At 64.5% G+C, this 18413-nt stretch carries 14 protein-coding genes; 10 read left to right on the top strand and 4 right to left on the bottom strand.

Features of this window, described 5'->3' with window-relative positions:
• The first annotated feature begins 68 nt into the window (after nt 1-68).
• From BQ8794_RS05760 to nagA, 4 genes are read left to right on the top strand one after another with little or no spacing between them, the layout of a single operon-like run.
• Nucleotides 69-950: a glucosamine kinase nucleotide-binding domain-containing protein gene (locus BQ8794_RS05760; RefSeq protein ID WP_077374373.1), complete on the top strand. Its 882-nt coding sequence runs from the start codon at nt 69-71 to the stop codon at nt 948-950.
• Nucleotides 947-1729, top strand: a complete 783-nt coding sequence (locus BQ8794_RS05755; protein WP_077374370.1) for a GntR family transcriptional regulator — start codon at nt 947-949, stop codon at nt 1727-1729. Before BQ8794_RS05760 ends, BQ8794_RS05755 begins: the two co-directional genes overlap by 4 nt.
• A complete protein-coding gene (locus BQ8794_RS05750) occupies nt 1726-2757 on the top strand; it encodes an SIS domain-containing protein (protein ID WP_077374367.1) in 1032 nt (343 codons plus the stop codon). The genes BQ8794_RS05755 and BQ8794_RS05750 overlap by 4 nt, the downstream gene beginning before the upstream one ends.
• Nucleotides 2754-3932, top strand: coding sequence for an N-acetylglucosamine-6-phosphate deacetylase (gene nagA, locus BQ8794_RS05745; protein ID WP_077374364.1), 1179 nt, complete (start codon nt 2754-2756; stop codon nt 3930-3932). The genes BQ8794_RS05750 and nagA overlap by 4 nt, the downstream gene beginning before the upstream one ends.
• 41 nt (nt 3933-3973) lie before the next feature.
• Here the strand turns inward: nagA and BQ8794_RS05740 are convergent, their stop codons facing one another.
• The 4 genes from BQ8794_RS05740 to BQ8794_RS36270 all read right to left on the bottom strand — a co-directional run bounded on the left by BQ8794_RS05740 (nt 3974) and on the right by BQ8794_RS36270 (nt 11977).
• A complete protein-coding gene (locus BQ8794_RS05740; protein WP_077375109.1) occupies nt 3974-5344 on the bottom strand; it encodes a malonyl-CoA decarboxylase in 1371 nt (456 codons plus the stop codon).
• 226 nt (nt 5345-5570) lie between these two features.
• Nucleotides 5571-6248 carry a ribulose-phosphate 3-epimerase gene (gene rpe, locus BQ8794_RS05735; RefSeq protein WP_077374361.1) on the bottom strand — a complete coding sequence of 226 codons (678 nt, stop codon included), beginning with the start codon at nt 6246-6248 and terminating at the stop codon, nt 5571-5573.
• 129 nt (nt 6249-6377) lie between these two features.
• A complete protein-coding gene (locus BQ8794_RS05730; RefSeq protein WP_077374358.1) occupies nt 6378-8336 on the bottom strand; it encodes an EB domain-containing protein in 1959 nt (652 codons plus the stop codon).
• A gap of 167 nt (nt 8337-8503) precedes the next feature.
• Nucleotides 8504-11977 (bottom strand): hypothetical protein, encoded by a 3474-nt coding sequence (locus BQ8794_RS36270; RefSeq protein ID WP_244554874.1) that lies wholly within the window; start codon nt 11975-11977, stop codon nt 8504-8506.
• A 565-nt stretch (nt 11978-12542) separates the two neighbouring features.
• Between BQ8794_RS36270 and dnaK the strand changes: the two genes are divergently transcribed.
• The 6 genes from dnaK to BQ8794_RS05690 all read left to right on the top strand — a co-directional run bounded on the left by dnaK (nt 12543) and on the right by BQ8794_RS05690 (nt 18397).
• On the top strand, nt 12543-14459 hold the full coding sequence (gene dnaK, locus BQ8794_RS05715; protein ID WP_077374356.1) for a molecular chaperone DnaK: 1917 nt from the start codon (nt 12543-12545) through the stop codon (nt 14457-14459).
• Between the two features lie 311 nt (nt 14460-14770).
• Nucleotides 14771-15901, top strand: coding sequence for a molecular chaperone DnaJ (dnaJ, locus tag BQ8794_RS05710; protein ID WP_077374353.1), 1131 nt, complete (start codon nt 14771-14773; stop codon nt 15899-15901).
• 142 nt (nt 15902-16043) lie between these two features.
• Entirely contained in the window at nt 16044-16649 is a 606-nt protein-coding gene (gene pmtA / locus BQ8794_RS05705) for a phospholipid N-methyltransferase PmtA (RefSeq protein WP_077374350.1), read from the top strand.
• A gap of 142 nt (nt 16650-16791) precedes the next feature.
• Nucleotides 16792-17388, top strand: coding sequence for an NADPH-dependent FMN reductase (locus BQ8794_RS05700; protein WP_077374347.1), 597 nt, complete (start codon nt 16792-16794; stop codon nt 17386-17388).
• A gap of 20 nt (nt 17389-17408) precedes the next feature.
• A complete protein-coding gene (gene pyrF, locus BQ8794_RS05695) occupies nt 17409-18092 on the top strand; it encodes an orotidine-5'-phosphate decarboxylase (RefSeq protein ID WP_077375106.1) in 684 nt (227 codons plus the stop codon).
• Nucleotides 18093-18109: 17 nt separating this feature from the next.
• A complete protein-coding gene (locus BQ8794_RS05690) occupies nt 18110-18397 on the top strand; it encodes a DUF1330 domain-containing protein (RefSeq protein ID WP_077374344.1) in 288 nt (95 codons plus the stop codon).
• Nucleotides 18398-18413 lie beyond the last annotated feature (16 nt).

The following is an 18413-nucleotide window of genomic DNA, read 5'->3' as shown; positions in this document are numbered from 1 at the left end:
TTTGAAACAGAAATTAATCCTTGGCTATTGGTATTTTATTGGTATTATCAGCCCGGAGGAGAAATCGTGTGAAATTCGTGCTCGGCATCGATGGCGGCGGCACCAGCTGCAGGGCGGCCCTTGCAACAGTGGACGGCACCGTCGTCGGCCGCGCCAAGAGCGGTGCGGCCAACATCCGCACCGATCTCACCGGCGCCAGGGCCAACATCGTCGAGGCGGCAAGGCAGGCCTTTGTCGCCGCCGGACAAAACCCCGAACTGATCCCGCAGACCCCGGCCGTCCTCGGGCTCGCCGGCGCCAATGTCGGCACCTACAGGCAGCAGCTCGAAGCGATCCTGCCGTTCAGCCAAAACCGTGTCGAGACCGACGCCGAGATCGCGCTGGAAGGCGCGGTCGGCTCCGGTGACGGCGCCATGGCCATCCTCGGCACCGGCACCGCCTACATGGCGCGCAGAAACGGCAAGTCGCGCGCCATCGGCGGCTGGGGTTTCCAGGTCGGCGACCAGGGCAGCGGCGCCCGCATCGGCCGCGACCTGCTCGAGCAGACGCTGCTCGCCTATGACGGCATCCGCCAGGGATCGCCGCTGGCGCAGGCCATGCTCGCCATCTTCCGCGACAATCCCGAGGATTTGGTCGAGTTCACCACCAACGCAAAACCCGGCGATTTCGGCGGCTTCGCGCCAAAGGTCTTCGAGCATGCCGAAAAGGGCGACATCGTCGCCAACTGGATCCTCGACAAGGCAATCGCCGACGTCGAGGCAGCACTTGGCGTGCTTGATCTCGGCGACGACGATCCGCTCTGCCTGCTTGGCGGGCTGGCGCCGCTCTATGCACCACGCCTGTCGGCGCGCTACCGGGCGCTGCTGAAGCCGCCGCTCGACGATGCGCTGGGTGGCGCCGTGCAGATGGCGGTGCGTGTTTTCTCGAGTGCGACGGAGGCGGCGCGATGAGCGAGGCCGCCGAGCAGATCTTCGCCACGCTGAAACAGTCGGCGCAAAGCGGCGCGCCGCTCTATCTGCAGCTCAGGAAGAGCATCGAGGACGCGGTCAATCGCGGCCTGATCGGGCCGGGCGACGCGCTGCCGTCCGAGCGCGACATCGCCAGCAAGGCCGACATTTCGCGCGTCACCGTACGCAAGGCGGTGCAGGATCTGGTCAAGGGCGGCATCCTCGTCCAGCGCCACGGCTCCGGCACCTTCGTCGCGCCGCGGATGGAACGCGTTGAGCAGTCGCTGTCGCGGCTGACGTCCTTCACTGAGGATATGGCGCGGCGCGGCATGGCGGTGCGTTCGGCCTGGCTCGACCGCGGCCTCTATGCGCCCTCGCCGGACGAGATGATGGTGCTCGGCCTGTCATCGAACGAACTGGTGGCGCGGGTGGCGCGCCTGCGCATTGCCAACGACACGCCGCTGGCGATCGAGCGCGCGGCACTGTCTGCCAGCGTGCTGCCCGACCCGGCGGCGATCGGTTCGTCGCTCTACGCGGCGCTTGAAACGACCGGCCATCGGCCGGTGCGGGCGGTGCAGCGCATTTCCGCCGCCAATCTCGGCGACGACGACGCGCGCCTGCTCGAAGTGCCGCCTGGCATTGCCGCCCTGCACATCGAGCGTATTTCCTATCTGGCGAGCGGCAAGGTGATCGAATTCACCCGCTCGATCTACAGGGGCGACGCCTATGATTTCGTCGCCGAACTCCGGCTCAGCGGGCCGGGCGAAGAGGGCCGGCCATGAGCGCGACAATTACCCATATGCGGCGCGAGATCGAGGAGATCCCGGAGGCCACCGCCCGCCTGCTCGACGGCTCGGCGGCGGTGCTGACCGAGGCCGGGCGCGGCATTCGCGAGCGCGACCCAAACTTCGTCGTCACCGTGGCGCGCGGCTCCTCCGACCATGCCGCCACCTTCATGAAGTATGCGGTGGAACTGACCGCCGGCCTCGCCGTCGCATCGGTCGGCCCGTCGATCGCTTCGATCTACGGCGCCAGGCTCAGGCTGGCCGGCTCGGCCTGCCTGGCGATCTCGCAGTCGGGCAAGAGCCCGGACATCGTCGCCATGGCGCAAGCCGCAAGAGCCGGCGGTTCGCTGACCGTCGCCATCACCAACACCGCCGATTCGCCGCTGGCGCGGGCCTGCGATTATGCGATCGACATCCTGGCCGGCCCGGAGCGCAGCGTCGCGGCGACGAAGACCTTCGTCAATTCAGCCGTCGCCGGCCTCGCCTTGATGGCGCATAGCACCGGTGACGACAAGTTGCTGGCGGCGCTCGCCCGTTTGCCGGAACATTTCCGCAAGGCGATCGCCTGCGACTGGATGGCGCTGGCCAGCGCCCTTGAGACGCAGAAGTCTCTGTTCATCCTCGGTCGTGGTCCGTCCGCGGCGATCGCCAATGAAGCGGCGCTGAAGTTCAAGGAAACCTGCGCCATGCATGCCGAGGCCTATAGTGCTGCCGAGGTGATGCATGGCCCGCTGGCACTGGTCGGGCCCGAATTTCCGGTGCTGGCGCTCGCCGCCCGCGATGCTTCCGAGCCGTCGGTAGCAGCGGCCGCCGACAGCCTGGCGGGCAAGGGCGCGGCGGTCTTCGTGACTTCGGACAAGGCGACAAGCGCTCAGCAGCTGCCGCATGTCGCCACCGGCCATCCACTGACCGACCCGCTGGCGCTGATCGTGTCCTTCTATGGCTTCGTCGAGGCCTTTGCTCGTCATCGCGGTCTCGATCCGGACACGCCGCCCAATCTTCGCAAGGTGACGGAAACCATATGAGCGAGTGTTTTGCCCTGACTGGCGCCCGGATTTTTGACGGCGACGACTGGCACGACAACGCTGCCCTTGTCGTGCAAGACGGCCTCGTCGAGGCCATCGTTGCCACCGGAGCCGTTCCGTCCGGCGTCGAGCGTATCGAAACCGGCGGCGGCATGCTTGCACCGGGCTTTGTCGACCTGCAGGTCAATGGCGGCGGCGGCGTCATGCTCAACGACCACCCCGATGTCGCCTCGATCGAGACCATCTGCCGGGCACATGCGCCTTTCGGCACGACGGCGCTGCTGCCGACGCTGATCACCGACACGCCTGCCATCACCGCAGCGGCGGTTGCCGCCGGGGCCGAGGCCGCACGGCAAAAGGTGCCTGGCTTTTTGGGCCTGCATCTCGAAGGCCCGCATCTGTCGATCGCCCGCAAGGGCGCGCATGACCCGGCGCTGATCCGGCCGATGCTGGATGCCGACCAGGCGATGCTGATTGCGGCGCGGAAAACCCTGCCGGTGCTGCTGACGACTGTGGCGCCGGAATCGGTGGAGCCGGCGAGGGTTTCGGCGCTGGTCGAGGCCGGCATCGGCGTCAGCCTCGGCCATTCCGACACCGGCTATGCCAAGGCGCGCGGCTTCGCCGATGCCGGCGCAACAATGGTCACCCATCTGTTCAACGCCATGAGCCAGATCGGCAACCGCGAGCCGGGTCTGGTGGGTGCCGCCATCGGTACCGGCACATTGTTTGCCGGCATCATCGCCGACGGCATCCATGTCGATCCCGCCACCATAGCCATCGCGCTGCGCGCCAAGCAGGGCCCCGCAAAAATTTTCCTGGTCACCGACGCCATGGCGACGATCGGCACCGACATGACCTCGTTCACGCTGAACGGCCGCGCCGTCTACCGCAGGGACGGCAGCCTGCGGCTTGCCGACGGGACGCTGGCCGGCGCCGATCTCGACATGATCGCCGCCGTCCGCTTCGTCCACCGCGTCGTCGGGCTGGACCTGTCGGAGGCGCTGCGCATGGCTTCGCTCTATCCGGCGCAGGCGGTCGGCCAATCACACCGGCTCGGGCGCTTCGCCAACGGCACCGCCGCCGATATCGTTGCGCTGTCGGACGAATTGGACGTCAAGGGCGTCTGGATAGAAGGCAAGAGGGTTTTCGAGGTCGGTGTCGCAAAGGGTGCCTAAGATATCAGCCGTTTGGCCCGCAGCCTGAAGCGGGTGATTGCTCATGCATCCCTCTGAGTCTGGGCTGGCGCCGGAAGCCGCGGCGCGGCAGGTCTCGCCGGTTTCGGCAGCAGGCGGCGCACGGCGGTTGCGGCCGCCACATCGTTCCTGGCGGCGAACAGCTCGTGGTTCTTCTCGATGTCGTCGAGCTTGTAGCGATAATTAACCATCAGGCCATGCGCCTGACGCAAGGCGCGGGGCGACAGATCGCCGAAAAGGTCGATGCGCTCCAGCCGCGCGCCATTGCCGAGATGGAACCGGGCGACCGGGTCGATCACCTTGCCGGAGGCGGTGCGGGATTCGAGGAAATACTGTGCCGCAAGAGGAAGCAGCGCCGGGCCGACGCGGTCGCGAGCGCCAGCGTCCGCATGCCAACCCTCGTCGGCGACGAGGTCCAACACTTCGGCGGCGGAGGGGATGGTTTCGGCCTGCTCGGCCAGCCAGCGGGCAAAGCCCGGCACTGGGGACAACGTGACGAAATCGGTCAGGCCGGGAAGGTCGCGGCGCAGATCCTCGACCACCTGCTTGATCAGAAAATTGCCGAAGGAGATGCCGCGCAAGCCCTCCTGGCAGTTGGAGATCGAATAGAACACCGCCGTCGTAGCCTGCCGTGGCGGCACCGGCGGCCGCTCGTCGGCGAGCAGCTCGGCGATCGTCGTCGGCATCGCCCGGGTCAGCGCGACCTCGACGAAGATCAGCGGCTCGTCGCCGAGCTGCGGATGAAAGAACGCATAGCAGAGCCGGTCGGCCGGCTCGATCCGGCGGCGCAGATCGTCCCAGGTGTGGATGGCATGCACCGCCTCGTAGCGGATGATTTTTTCCAGGATGTTGGCCGGCGTCGACCAGTCGATCCGCCGCAGCACCAGGAAGCCGCGGTTGAACCACGACGACAGCAGGTGCGTGAAGTCGGTATCGACGATGGCGAGATCGGGCGATGTGGGCAGCCGGGCAAGCAGATCCTCGCGCATGCGCACCAGCGTCTCGATTCCGCCGGGCGCCAGGTTCAGGCGGCGCAGCAGCTCCTGCCTGGCCGGCTCGGCGGCGTCGTGCAGGGCAAGTGCCGAGCGATCGTCCGGAGTGGCGCGATAGGCATCCACCGCGGCGGCAAGCCTGGCGTGATCGGTGCCGAAACGATCGCGCAGCACATGCAGGAAAGCCAGCCTGCCGTCGGCGCCGAGGGTGCGCCAGCGGTCGAGTATTTCCCTTGCATAGGCGACGCCCGATGCCTCGCCCTGGCTGGAAAGCAGACGGACGCACAGACGTGCCAGGCTGTCGGCCGAAACCGGCTCGTCACCGCGCACGAGGTTCAGCATCATCCGGCCGCGGTCGGCGATGGTGTTCAGCAGGTCAGCGAAGAAAGGGCTGCGGTTCATCGATCCGACCGTCGAAGAGGAGCCTGCGGGAGGGGTCCGCAGAAGCATGAGGGTGAGACAGAGAATATGGATGACAGTTTTGGATATACCAATAAAATCGCCAAAAATGGACAGGGCCATTTTTGGCTGGGGCCGCATGCCACGAGCACAAGCGCACCGGCGTCGGCCAACGAATTCCTGACCGGCCGGGGAGAACAACGCCTGCCGGTGACGGCGCGCCGGCAGGTCAGCCGGCCACCTGGTCGGCCGCTGTCCTGATCGCCTCGATGTTCGCCCGATAGGCTTCGACGCTGCCGCCCTTGAAGATAGCCGCACCGGCGACCAGCACGCTGGCGCCGGCGGCGGTGACCAGGGGCGCGGTTTCGGGCGAGATGCCGCCGTCGATCTCGATCCGGATCGGCCGATTGCCGATCAGCGCCTTCACCCGCTTCACCTTGTCGACGACCTCCGGAATGAAGGCCTGGCCGCCAAAACCCGGATTGACGGTCATGATCAGGATCAGATCGAGCCGGTCTAGCACATATTCGATCGCCGTTTCATGTGTCGCCGGGTTGAGCGACACGCCGGCCTGCTTGCCGAGGTCCCTGATCGTCTGCAGCGAACGGTCGAGATGCGGCCCGGCCTCGGCATGCACCGTCATGCCGTCGCAGCCGGCTTCGGCAAACGCCTGCAGATAGGGATCGGCCGGCGCAATCATCAGATGACAGTCGAAGAAGGCCTTGGTGCGGTTGCGGATCGCCTTGATCACCGGCGGACCGAAGGTGATGTTGGGCACAAAATGCCCGTCCATGACGTCGAGATGGATCCAGTCGGCACCGGCCGCCACCACCGCCTCGACCTCGTCGCCCAGCTTCGAAAAATCCGACGCCAGCACAGATGGCGCGATCAGGGTCTTGTGAGCCACGTTCGCTTCCCGTTCTTGAGCCCGCCTTCGCCGTAATGGTCTCAGCGCTGCTTGTCGACAGGAATCCGGTGCCTGCGCAAAAGGAGAGAGGCAGCGTCGGCCACCTCTCCCTGTTCAAGCGTTGCGATTTCAGTTCACTGGATGCAGCGGCCTGGCCGGTCGTGGCAGCAACACCTTGCCGCTGCCTTGCTTCACTTTCTGCAGGTTGAGCTTCTTCACAGGTTGCTTGGGCACGCAGTGGCCACGCAGCAGTTTTTCGGTTGCCGGGCAGGCGGTGATGATCAGCGGGTTCTTAACGCATGCCTTGCCGACCAGATGATAGCCGCGCTTGCAATCGATAATGATGGAGGGCTTGCGCACGCATCTCCCGTCGATGCGCTGTTCGTTGCGCTTGCACCTGTCGGCGATCACCGCATTGCGCACGCATTTCAGGCCGACCTGATGGTAACCGGGCAGGCAGTGGATGCTGACCCCGATGCACTTGCCGTTGACACGCTTTTCGGTGCTGCGGCAGGCAGCCACGAGCGGCCTGTCGACGCATTTGCCGCGGATCGGCCTCTGGCTCGGCACGCATGTGCGGCCGGCATCGATGACGACCGGCGGAAGTTGCGGTTTGCCGGGATTGGATGGCGTATCGACCGCCAGACCATCGGCATTCGGATCAAAATTGCGCTTGATACAGGTAAAATCCTCGCTGCTGTTGTCGACGGTTGCGATCGAACCGTTCTGCTTGATCTCCTGCAGGGTGCACTGGATCGAGCGGGTTCTGACGATGCTGAGTTCGTGTGCGGCACTCGCCCTGAACACGCCGCCATCATCGAAGGCGGCCGTCGTGCCGGTGAAGAATGCGCCGTTCGAGCAGCTGATGCGGTAGTGAAACGCACCCGGCGCCTCGCGCTCGACTTCGAACGCCACCTGGCCCTTGCGCGGGCAGAGTTTTTTGAAGCCAGCGCTGTCCGAGACAGTGACCTCGCCCTGCCAGTCCGAATGCGCCGGCGGGTTGTCGGGGTTGTCCTGAGGTGCGTCGGTGAAGCCGCCCCCACCCGCGCCGGTGCAATGGACAGTGATGTCCTTCCAGCCGTCAAATGGTTCGAACGGACCGTTGCCGATGATCTCGGTCTTGTATTGGAAATAGGCGGTGGCGCCGACATCCTCCCACTTCTCATAGGTGGCGAAATAGCCATTCTTGGTCGCATCGTATGACGCCCACGCCTGCTGCACCTCGGAGGTGATCGGCCCGTCGTTCTTCCGGCGCCAGATGCGCATCGACACAGGCCCGGCCTGATTGGCCTGCGCCCGGCTCGTGACCTTCAACGATGGGCAGACCGTACCGGGCGTCGAGCCGGTCTGGTTCGACTGGTAGGTGGTCAGGAACAGCTTGACGTCGTCCACGTCGAATTCGCCGAAATCATTGGCGACGTCCTGAACCGGCGGCTTGACGACGGGGTCGCAGACAATTTGGACGTCGAACGATCCATGCTCGGCATAGTGCGAGTCGTACAGGGGATGGGGCCAGCTGCCGTCCTGGGCCTCGCTGACCGCATTGTCCATGTCGAGCGCCGTGTCGGTCAGTGCCGAGAAGCTCGCATGGAAGCTGTGCGTGAACGAGTAAGACTTTGTCGGCCCATCGGGCTGGAGGTGCTGATTGCACCGGGCAATGATCTGATCGCCGTAAGGCACGACGGCGATACCGGTGTTTGACGACAGCGGTATTTTGGAGGGATCGAAGGAGAAATTTTCCTGATGATCGTAGTGGCGGCTGACAGGTGACGTGCTCCAGATCGGCGGAAACGCGCCGCACTGGCCCGGTCCACAAACGCCGAGCGCCACGCCGACATCCTGCACATAACCTGGCCACCGTGTGTTGAGCTTCATGTGGCCCCAGAACTGGACATTGCCACTTTTCAGCGTGTCCCATTTTTGCTTGTCGCTGGAGCCGACATGGATCGTCGTGTTGGCGCTTTCGGTGTTGAACGACATTGACTTGATGTTCGCCTGCTTGGCGAAGGCCGGTGTGGTGGCGAGCGCGGCTGCGATCAGGGCGACGGTCGCCGCCGTGTTGCGAAGAACATGCTTGGCTGAAGACATTTTCTCTCTCCCTGAAATGTTGCTTCAGGGAGTTTGTCGCCGACTGCCGCGATAAGGTTCACGCAGCGGCCGAAACACGTTCGACCGACAAAAAAACCCCGCCGGATTGCTCCCGCGAGGTCTTGGTGTTGCGGTCCAATGTGACGGACTGTTGCGCGCCGGGTCCCCTACTGGAGAGCCCGCGGCCTGCGCCTCGGCTGCTGCAGGATGTTCGGGTTCAGCAGCAGGTTCGGATTGATCTGCAGCGTCGGCGCCCTGCGGATCGGGTTGCAGTCCGGATACTGTCCGACTGTCCCGACCGGGCAGCGCCGCTTGATGATCGGCTGGCACCGGCCGTTGATCAGCCGTGAGCCAGGCGCGCACTCCAGCTGCGCCCGGCGGCATGCGCCTCTGATCACCTCGGTCCCGCGCGGGCAGACACAGGCGCCGTTTTTGGTGCGGATCTGGCCGGGCAGCAGCTTGCACAGGCGTGCCGGCGGCTCGTCGGTCGACACGCACCTGCGGTTCTCCAGCTCGGTTCCGCGCGGGCAGACGCAACGCCCGTCGGAGGTGCGGATCTGGCCCTTGAACAGCACACAGCGCGCCTTCGGCTTCGGTATGATGACCGTGCCGCCCGCCGACGAGCACTGGCCGTTACGGAAAGTGGTGCCTTGCGGGCAGACGCAGCGGCCGGCGTCGTTCATGACGAGGCCCTGCGAGCACGCCTTCTTCACCTCTTTCTTGATGGTGAAGGGATGGCAGGCATAAGCCTTGCCGCGATCGCCCTGCACATTGGCCGGTTCGCCGGAGGGCGAGTCGCCCGCGCCTCGCACCGGCGTGTCGGGCGACAGCACTCCGACGCAGTTCTGGCCGCTGACGGTGCCCTGCAGATTGGCCAGGCGGCCGGCGTCAGGAATGATCACTGTCACACGGTGAACGTGGCTTCCCCCGGCGCCGAGCGTCAGGTTGGCTATGCAGGATAGAGGCAAGGTCGCCGGTTCCGGCGCACAGCCGAAGGGCGGGTCGATCGAGGTGATCGCAACGCCTTCCAGCCGGCCGAGGCCTTCGACACCGATCGCATCACCAATGCGAACCGGACCGGAGAAGGCGTTTTTCCCATCGTTCGCGATGGTGATCTCGAACGAGCAGGGCTGGCCGATCCGGCACTCGGCATCGCCGGTCTTCTCGACACGGATGCTCGGGGCGCCGCCGCCCTTGGCGCAGGTCCTGCCGATCGGATAGACGACGTCGTCTCCTGACGCTGGGCCGTAGGAGCCGCGTGAGCAGTTCTCGAACACGCCATTCGCTGCAAGCGCCACGTCGAAGTGGCGGCTGGTTCCGGGTGTCATGACGGCGCCGGGAATCTGGCACGACAACGCATTGGCCGGAGCCGGTCCGCACGTCCATTCCGCGCCGTCGGGCGTGACGGTCTGGATCTGAACGGGCCTACCGCCGGCCACCAGTGTGGCGGCATCGTTGATCCGCACCGGACCGGTGGGGGCAGTGGTGCCGGTGCTGATGACGGTGATGCGGCAGGTGACGGAAGCAGCACCGGCCAGCGCTCCGCTGCACATTTTGGTGATGCGCATGGCCGGCTTGCCGCTGTCGGAATGACGGATGCGTTGCGTGACGCAGGCCCTGTTGTTGGTGAGGTCGTTCTCGCCGGGGATGGCTTTCACCTCGGCGCAGTTCTCGACCGAGTTTGGCCGGTAACCGGCCGGCATCACCGCCTTGACGAAGATCGGCGTCGAGGCGCCCGGCGAGAGCACGATGCCGGCATTGTCGCAACGGAACTGGCCGGAGCCGTTCGATCCACATTTCCATGGCGGGATCGGGCCGAAGCTCGACGATGCCGGCGCGCCACCCGGATAGGTGTCGGTGACCGTCAGCGGCCCGTCGTAGAGGGCGCTGCCGTTGTTGATGATATCGATCACGAAGGTGCAGACACCATCTGCCGTGCAGACCGGGGTGCGGGCACGCTTCTTCAGGATCAGATCGACCTTCTTTTCCACCGGCGGCCGGCAGTCGCGGTCCCGGTCGCCACGCCGGCAGATTGGGATCGAGGCGCAGCCGCGGCCAAGGCAAGGAGGCACGCCGCCACCCGGCATCTGCTCGTCATAGCCGGCACGGCCTTCGCAGGGATGCCAGACTTCGACGTCGCCGACATGCCCTTCTACCTCGGGGCCTTCTACCTCGGAGTCTTCAAAATAGCCGTCAAAGTCGACGAACCACGCGCCGAAAGGCGGCGCGTTGGCCGGCTTGACCAGCGCCGTCGGCGTGATCTGCACACCGTGCACGGCGAGCGGTCCGCCGCCGGCAAGCTGTTCGGCAAGTGCAGGGTTGTCGCGCAATTTGTCGGCGGACTTGACCAGCGTCTCGGTGCAGGCGCTCGCGTCGAGATTGCCGTCGGCGTCATAGCCATATTGCAGGTCCAGGCCGCCGGCCGACTGCCGGTTGTCTTGCGGGAAGCCGACCGCATAGTCCTGCGGCATTTCCACCCAGATTGATTCCGTCGCCGGATCGTCCGGGTTTTCGCGCCAGTAGCGGAACACCTCGCCCGCGCCGGTAACGGCGAACCGGCTGTAGTCGTAGCGGTTTTCCACCGGGCCGCGCTGGGCCAGGTACATGAAGCCGCTGATGTCGAAAGCGATGTCGGTGACAGCGTGGTCGTTGTCGGCCTTGACCGCCAGTTCCCAGCGCGGGTCGCCAGCAAAGCTGCCGTCGCGGGCAACGCCCACCGACCAGAACTCGGCCTTTTCACCGACGGAATAATAGAGGCGGCCGCCGTGATAGGCGACGGACCAGACGCGACGCTCGTCCTGCGTATAGCCCCAACTGTCGGCGTCTTCGCTGTCGAAGGCAGCGTCTTCGATGTCCATCGCCAAGCCATCGTCGGCTAGCGAGGTTAGCCCGTGCGCCGGGCGCCCGGCAACGCCGTGATCGAAGCTGTCGATCAGTGCGCCGTTGGCGTCAATGCGATGGATGAGACCGGTGTCGAGGTCGCTGGCGAAGAACTGGCGGCGGATATTGTCGAAGGTGACGTCGCCGATGCCAGGGCCGCTGTTGGTGTCGAGGTCGGCGAATTTGCTGACCTGGCCGGTGATGCCGTCGATCTTCCAGATCGTGCCCGGTCCGCCACCGTTCTCGGTGCCGAACTGGCCGTTCATGAAGGTGGCGCCGGCAGCACCGCGACGCTGCCGCTCGGGACGACCGTCCGCATCTTCGTCTGATGTGACGATGCGGATCCCATGCAGCGAGGTGGCGCCGGCATAGAGGTTCGCAATGCCCGAGGGAGCGCCGTCGCGTACGCCGTCGTCATAGGTGATGGCGAACACCTGGCCGATCTGCCCGGCCGTCACTTCGAAGGGCGGCGGCGTGAAGACGAGTTGGCCGGAGGCCCGCCCGCCCAGTCTTGAAACGTCAAAGACGCGCAAGGTTGCGCGCGTCGTGTCGATAAAGGTCTCGTCGACCGGGTCGACGCTGGGCGGCAGGCTCTCCTCAAGATCACGAATGACGGTACCGGAAAATCCGGTCACCGCCATCGAGCCTGGATAGATGACCTGCGTTTCCTGCGCCTGCACGGCACCGCCAAGCCACAGGATGGTGGCGAGCGCCAACGCCGGAAAGCCGCTGGCTGCCAGGAATCTATTGGTTAATTGCATCGCACGGCGCAAACGGCCAGCACGAGAGCGCACGAACGCGCCGTGGTCGCAAGACCAAGACATAGAATTCCCCCCGCGGGCGACGGGAGAAACATCCGCCGTTTCCGCGCAAATCAGGGCAAGGCGCGACGTCCCGGCACGTTTTTCCCTGATCGAATTGTCTGCTTTCCTCGTAATCACGATATGCCGGCTCTTACGCATGGTCAACGGAACCAGCGGAACGCCTGGCATATCGACCCCACCCCGAAAGCGGTGGTCGGGCTGAGCCTGGATATCCAGTCATGGCCTTGCCTTTCCAGGGCCGCACCACACGGCGCATCTGGGTGTCAGTCGCGAGCCGAAGCGGAAAGGTTCATGGGCCGGAGAACCCTGGCCGGCCCGAGAAAAGGATGTGTTGGATGCCTTGCGCAGAATGCTTGCGCGGCGCGCAGCCTGTTCTTATATACGCGCCAAGCCGTTCGGCGCCGGAATGCCGGTTGCCGAAGCGGAATTTCTTGTGAACAGGGGCTTTCGTCGGAACGCCTGTACGGGTCCTGAGAGCCTGCTTAGCGGAGAGATTAGAAAAATGGCAAAAGTAATCGGTATCGATCTGGGGACCACCAACTCCTGCGTCGCCATCATGGACGGCAAGGAATCGAAGGTCATCGAGAATGCGGAAGGCGCGCGCACGACCCCATCCATCGTCGCCATCAACAGCGACGGCGAGCGCCTCGTCGGCCAGCCGGCCAAGCGCCAGGCGGTCACCAATCCTGAAAACACCATCTTCGCGGTCAAGCGCCTGATCGGCCGCCGCTATGACGATCCGGTTACGGAAAAGGACAAGAAGCTTGTCCCCTACAAGATCGTCAAGGGCGACAATGGCGACGCCTGGGTCGAGGCCGGCGGCAAGAAGCAGTCGCCCAGCCAGATCTCGGCAATGATCCTGCAGAAGATGAAGGAAACGGCGGAAGCCTATCTCGGCGAGAAGGTCGAGAAGGCGGTGATCACCGTTCCGGCCTATTTCAACGACGCCCAGCGCCAGGCCACCAAGGATGCCGGCAAGATCGCCGGCCTTGAAGTGCTGCGCATCATCAACGAGCCGACCGCGGCCGCACTTGCCTACGGCCTCGACAAGAAGGAAGGCAAGACCATTGCCGTCTATGACCTTGGCGGCGGCACGTTCGACATTTCGGTGCTCGAAATCGGCGACGGCGTCTTTGAGGTGAAGTCGACCAATGGCGACACCTTCCTCGGCGGCGAGGATTTCGACATGCGTCTGGTCGAATATCTGGCGGCCGAGTTCAAGAAGGAACAGGGCATCGACCTGCGCAGCGACAAGCTCGCGCTTCAGCGCCTCAAGGAAGCGGCCGAAAAGGCCAAGATCGAGCTGTCGTCGACGACGCAGACCGAGATCAACCTGCCCTTCATCACCGCCGATGCCACCGGCCCCAAGCACCTGACGCTGAAGCTGACACGGGCGAAGTTCGAGAGCCTGGTCGAGGATCTCGTCCAGCGCACGATCGAACCCTGCAAGGCGGCGCTCAAGGATGCCGGCCTGAAGGCCGGCGAAATCGACGAGGTCGTCCTGGTCGGCGGCATGACCCGCATGCCCAAGATCCAGGAGATCGTGAAGCAATTCTTCGGCAAGGAGCCGCACAAGGGCGTCAATCCGGATGAGGTCGTCGCATTGGGCGCCGCCATCCAGGCCGGCGTGCTGCAGGGCGACGTCAAGGACGTGCTGTTGCTTGACGTGACACCGCTGTCGCTCGGCATCGAGACACTGGGTGGTGTGTTCACGCGGCTGATCGAGCGCAACACGACGATCCCGACCAAGAAGAGCCAGGTGTTCTCGACTGCCGAGGATTCACAATCGGCCGTGACCATCCGCGTCTTCCAGGGCGAGCGTGAAATGGCCGCCGACAACAAGGCGCTCGGCCAGTTCGACCTGGTCGGCATTCCGCCGGCGCCGCGTGGCGTACCGCAGATCGAGGTCACTTTCGACATCGACGCCAACGGTATCGTCAACGTCTCGGCCAAGGACAAGGGCACCGGCAAGGAGCACCAGATCCGCATTCAGGCGTCTGGCGGCCTTTCGGACGCCGACATCGAGAAGATGGTGAAGGACGCCGAAGCCAATGCCGAGGCCGACAAGAAGCGGCGCGCGCTGGTCGAGGCCCGCAACCAGGCCGAGGCGCTGGTGCATTCCTCGGAGAAGTCGCTGAAGGAATATGGCGAGAAAGTTTCCGAGGCCGACCGCACGGCGATCGCCGATGCGATCGCGGCGCTGAAGACCGCTGCCGAAGGCGACGACGCGGCCGACATCGAAGCCAAGACGCAGGCGCTCGCCGAAACCTCGATGAAGCTCGGCCAGGCCATGTACGAGGCTTCGCAGAAGGAAGCCGCGGAAGCTGACGCCAAGGCGGACGCCGCCAAGGACAGCGACGTGGTCGATGCCGACTTCGAGGAAATCAACGAGGACGACGACAAGAAGAAGTCGGCCTGAGCGGCCTGACGGCAGGTTTAGGCGCATGACCCCGAAATCGGAATCGATTTCCGGAAGGGATCATGCGCAAAAATCAAAGTGCTACAGCGTCCTTTGCGGGTCCAACAGGACGCGCGGCGCTGTAGTAAAGCCCGGCGTAAAGCCGGGCTTTTTTGCAACTCTGGCCGAGAAAGTGCGCGCCTGATCGAAAAAATGCGGGCAAACCCGTGTCAACACTGGCATCCCGGCTCCATCGCACCTAAATCGGAACAGCGTGCCGGCGAACGACGCAAAGTGCTTCAAGACGCTGAATATCCGGACTGCGGGAAAAGATGAAAGCTGATTTCTACGAAACGCTGGGCGTGCAAAAGGGGGCCGACGAGAAGGAGCTCAAGAGCGCTTTCCGCAAGCTCGCCATGCAGTTCCACCCCGATCGCAATCCCGGCGATCATGCCTGCGAGCACAAGTTCAAGGAAATCAACGAAGCCTACGAGACGCTGAAGGATCCGCAGAAGCGCGCGGCCTACGACCGTTTCGGCCATGCCGCCTTCGAACAGGGCGGCATGAACGGCGGCGCACACGGCTTCGGCGCCGGCGGCTTCGCCGACATCTTCGAAGATATTTTCGGCGACATGATGGGCGGGCGCCAGCGCCGCTCGTCAGGCGGACGCGAGCGCGGCGCCGACCTGCGCTACAATATGGAAATCACGCTGGAGGAGGCGTTTACCGGCAAGACGGCGCAGATCCACGTGCCGGCCTCGATCTCCTGCATGGAATGCTCGGGCAGCGGCGCCAAGCCCGGCACCCAGCCCGTCACCTGCTCGATGTGCAACGGCCACGGCAAGGTGCGCGCCACGCAAGGCTTCTTCTCGATCGAGCGCACCTGCCCGCAATGCCAGGGGCGTGGCCAGACCATCAAGGAGCCGTGCCAGAAATGCGCCGGCCAGGGCCGCGTCACCGAGGAGCGCTCGCTGTCGGTCAACATCCCGGCCGGCATTGAGGACGGCACCCGCATCCGCCTTGCCAATGAGGGCGAGGCCGGCCTGCGCGGCGGCCCGTCGGGCGATCTTTATATTTTCCTGGCGGTCAAGCCGCACGAATTCTTCCAGCGCGACGGCGCCGATCTCTACTGCAAGGTGCCGATCTCAATGACGACGGCTGCCCTTGGCGGTTCCTTCGAGGTGACGACGCTGGACGGCACCCAGACAAAGGTCAAGGTGCCGGAAGGCACCCAGAACGGCCGCCAGTTCCGCCTCAAGGGCAAGGGCATGCCGGTGCTGCGCCAGCACAATGTCGGCGATCTCTACATCCAGACCGCGGTCGAGACGCCGCAGAACCTGTCCCGCCGCCAGCGCGAGCTGCTGGAGGAGTTCGAGCAGCTTTCCTCGAAGGATAATTCGCCGCAGTCGAGCGGCTTTTTCGCCCGCATGAAGGACTTTTTCGAGACCTTCGGCGAGCGCTGATGGCGACTCTCGCCGATCAGGTGTAGGATACAGCCGAGCGGAAGCTCCCCTAGCGTCATCAACACCTTATACCGGCGTCCGCCTTGCCTTGAAGCCCGTAGCTGCTAAGTAGCCACTCGGGGGACCGTTCAGGAGAACTTGCATGGCACATGGTCCCGGACTGCGGAAGACGCTGGCAGAGAAGTTCGACGACGAACTGAAGTTCTTCAAGGGCTGGATCGACAAGCCGAAGGCGGTCGGTTCGATCGTGCCGACCAGTTCCATCACGGCCCGCAAGATGGCCTCCGTCGTCAACCCGAAGTCGGGCCTGCCGGTGCTCGAAGTCGGGCCCGGCACCGGCGTCATCACCCGAGCCATCCTCGCCCAGGGCGTAAAGCCTGAAAATCTCTACGCAGTCGAATACTCCCCCGATTTCGTGCGCCATCTGCGCCAGCTCTATCCCGGCGTCAACGTCATCGAGGGCGATGCCTTCAATCTCGATGCGACGCTCGGCGACAAGAGCGGCCTGACATTCGATTCGGTCATCTCCGGCGTGCCATTGCTCAATTTCCCGGTCGAACAGCGCGTCGCCTACGTCGAAAGCCTTCTCGACCGCATCCCGAAAGGCCGCCCGGTCGTGCAGCTGACCTACGGCCCGCTGTCGCCGATCCCGCCCGGCCGCGGCGACTACACGGTCGAGCATTTCCATTTCGTCATCCGCAACATCCCGCCAACGCAGCTGTGGATCTACCGGCGCGGGGCGCATTAGGGGTGTGCGAATATTCAGGTGAGGCCGGCCTGACCTGAATCTCATCACACACACTTCACGCATGTGCCCCCTTTTCGATTTTTGGCCGGTGCGTTGATTTGACAGATCCTTGGCTGTACCTGTCCGGGAACAAAGGGGGCCGATGGCAGTGATCGCGAAAATTCTCGTCTTCGCCGGTTCGATTCGCTCTGGCGCCTTTAGCGGCAGGACCGCCGATGTGGCGCAGAAGGAATTCGCCTTGCAGGGCGCCGAGGTGGCCCGCATCTCGCTTGCCGACTATCCGCTGCCGATCTTCGACGAGGATCTGGAAAAGGAGAAAGGCATTCCCGAGAACGCCATCAGGCTTGCCCGGCAAATCGCCGCCCATGACGGGCTGCTGATCGCGACGCCCGAGTATAACGGCTCGATCCCGCCGCTGCTCAAGAATACCATCGATTGGGTGAGCCGGGTGCGCACGGATGACGGGCGGTCGTTCAGGCCGTTCACCGGCAAGCCCGTCGGCCTTTGTTCGTCTTCCAAAGGACATTTCGCCGGGGTACGCTGCATCAACCATCTGCGCGCCGTGCTGGTGCGCTGCCAGATGGAGGTGGTGACGCCGGAGTGCTCAGTCCCGGAGGGCGGCAACGCCTTCGACGAGGACGGGAATTTCAGGGACGAGCGACTGCACAGATCGATGGAGCACCTATGCCGCACGCTGATCGAAACCTCGCGCCTGCTGTCGACGCGGATCGAGGCGTGATCCAGGAGCGCGCCAGCACCATGCAAGACAGGCTGATCGTCGGCCTCGACGTGCCGACGCTGAAGGACGCCGAGAAGGTGGTGCGCGAACTCGACGGGGTCGTCTCCTTCTACAAGATCGGCTATCAGCTCGCCTTCGCTGGCGGCCTCGACCTCGCCCGCGAGCTCGCCAGCGGCGGCACCAGGATCTTCCTCGACATGAAGCTGCTCGACATCGACAACACGGTAGCCAAGGGCGTCGAGGCCATTGCCAGGATGGGCATGACCATGCTGACGATGCACGCCTATCCGAAGACGATGAAGGCAGCGGTCGCGGCCGCCAGGGGCAGCGATCTCTGCCTGCTTGGCGTCACCGTGCTGACCTCGATGGACGAGCAGGACCTGATCGACGCCGGCTATGAGCATGACCCGCATACGCTGGTGCTGAGGCGCTCCGAACAGGCGCTGCATGCCGGCATGGGCGGCATCGTCTGCTCGGCCGAGGAAGCGGAAGCGGTGCGCCGGATCGTCGGCCCCAACATGGCCGTCGTCACACCGGGGATACGGCCCAGGGGCAGCGACCATGGCGACCAGAAACGTGTCGTCACGCCGGCGCAGGCGATCCGCAACGGCTCCAGCCATCTCGTCGTCGGCCGGCCGATCGTCGGTGCCGCCGACAGGCGAGCGGTCGCGGAAGCCATCCTTGACGAAATGCGCTCGGCCTAACAATTCGGAGAAGAAGCATGCCCAAGGGATATTGGATCGCCCGCGTCGATGTGCGTGATGCCGAAGGTTACAAGGACTATGTCGCAGCCGCCAAGCTTGCCTTCGACCGTTTCGATGTAAAATTCCTGGCACGCGGCGGCGCACATGAAAAAGTCGAGGGGCCCGGTCGTGACCGCAACGTCATCATCGAGTTTCCGTCGTTGGCTGCGGCGCATGATTGCTATCACTCGCCGGAGTATCAGCGGGCGGTCGCGATCCGCCAGAAAGTAGCCGACGGCGAGATCGTGCTGGTCGAGGGGCTTTAGAGCGGGATGAATTGAG

This window comes from Mesorhizobium prunaredense, assembly GCF_900156895.1.
GTDB classification, from domain to species: Bacteria; Pseudomonadota; Alphaproteobacteria; order Rhizobiales; family Rhizobiaceae; genus Mesorhizobium; species Mesorhizobium prunaredense.
Note: the sequence above shows the minus strand (reverse complement) of the source record. Positions and strands in the feature narration are given on the sequence as shown.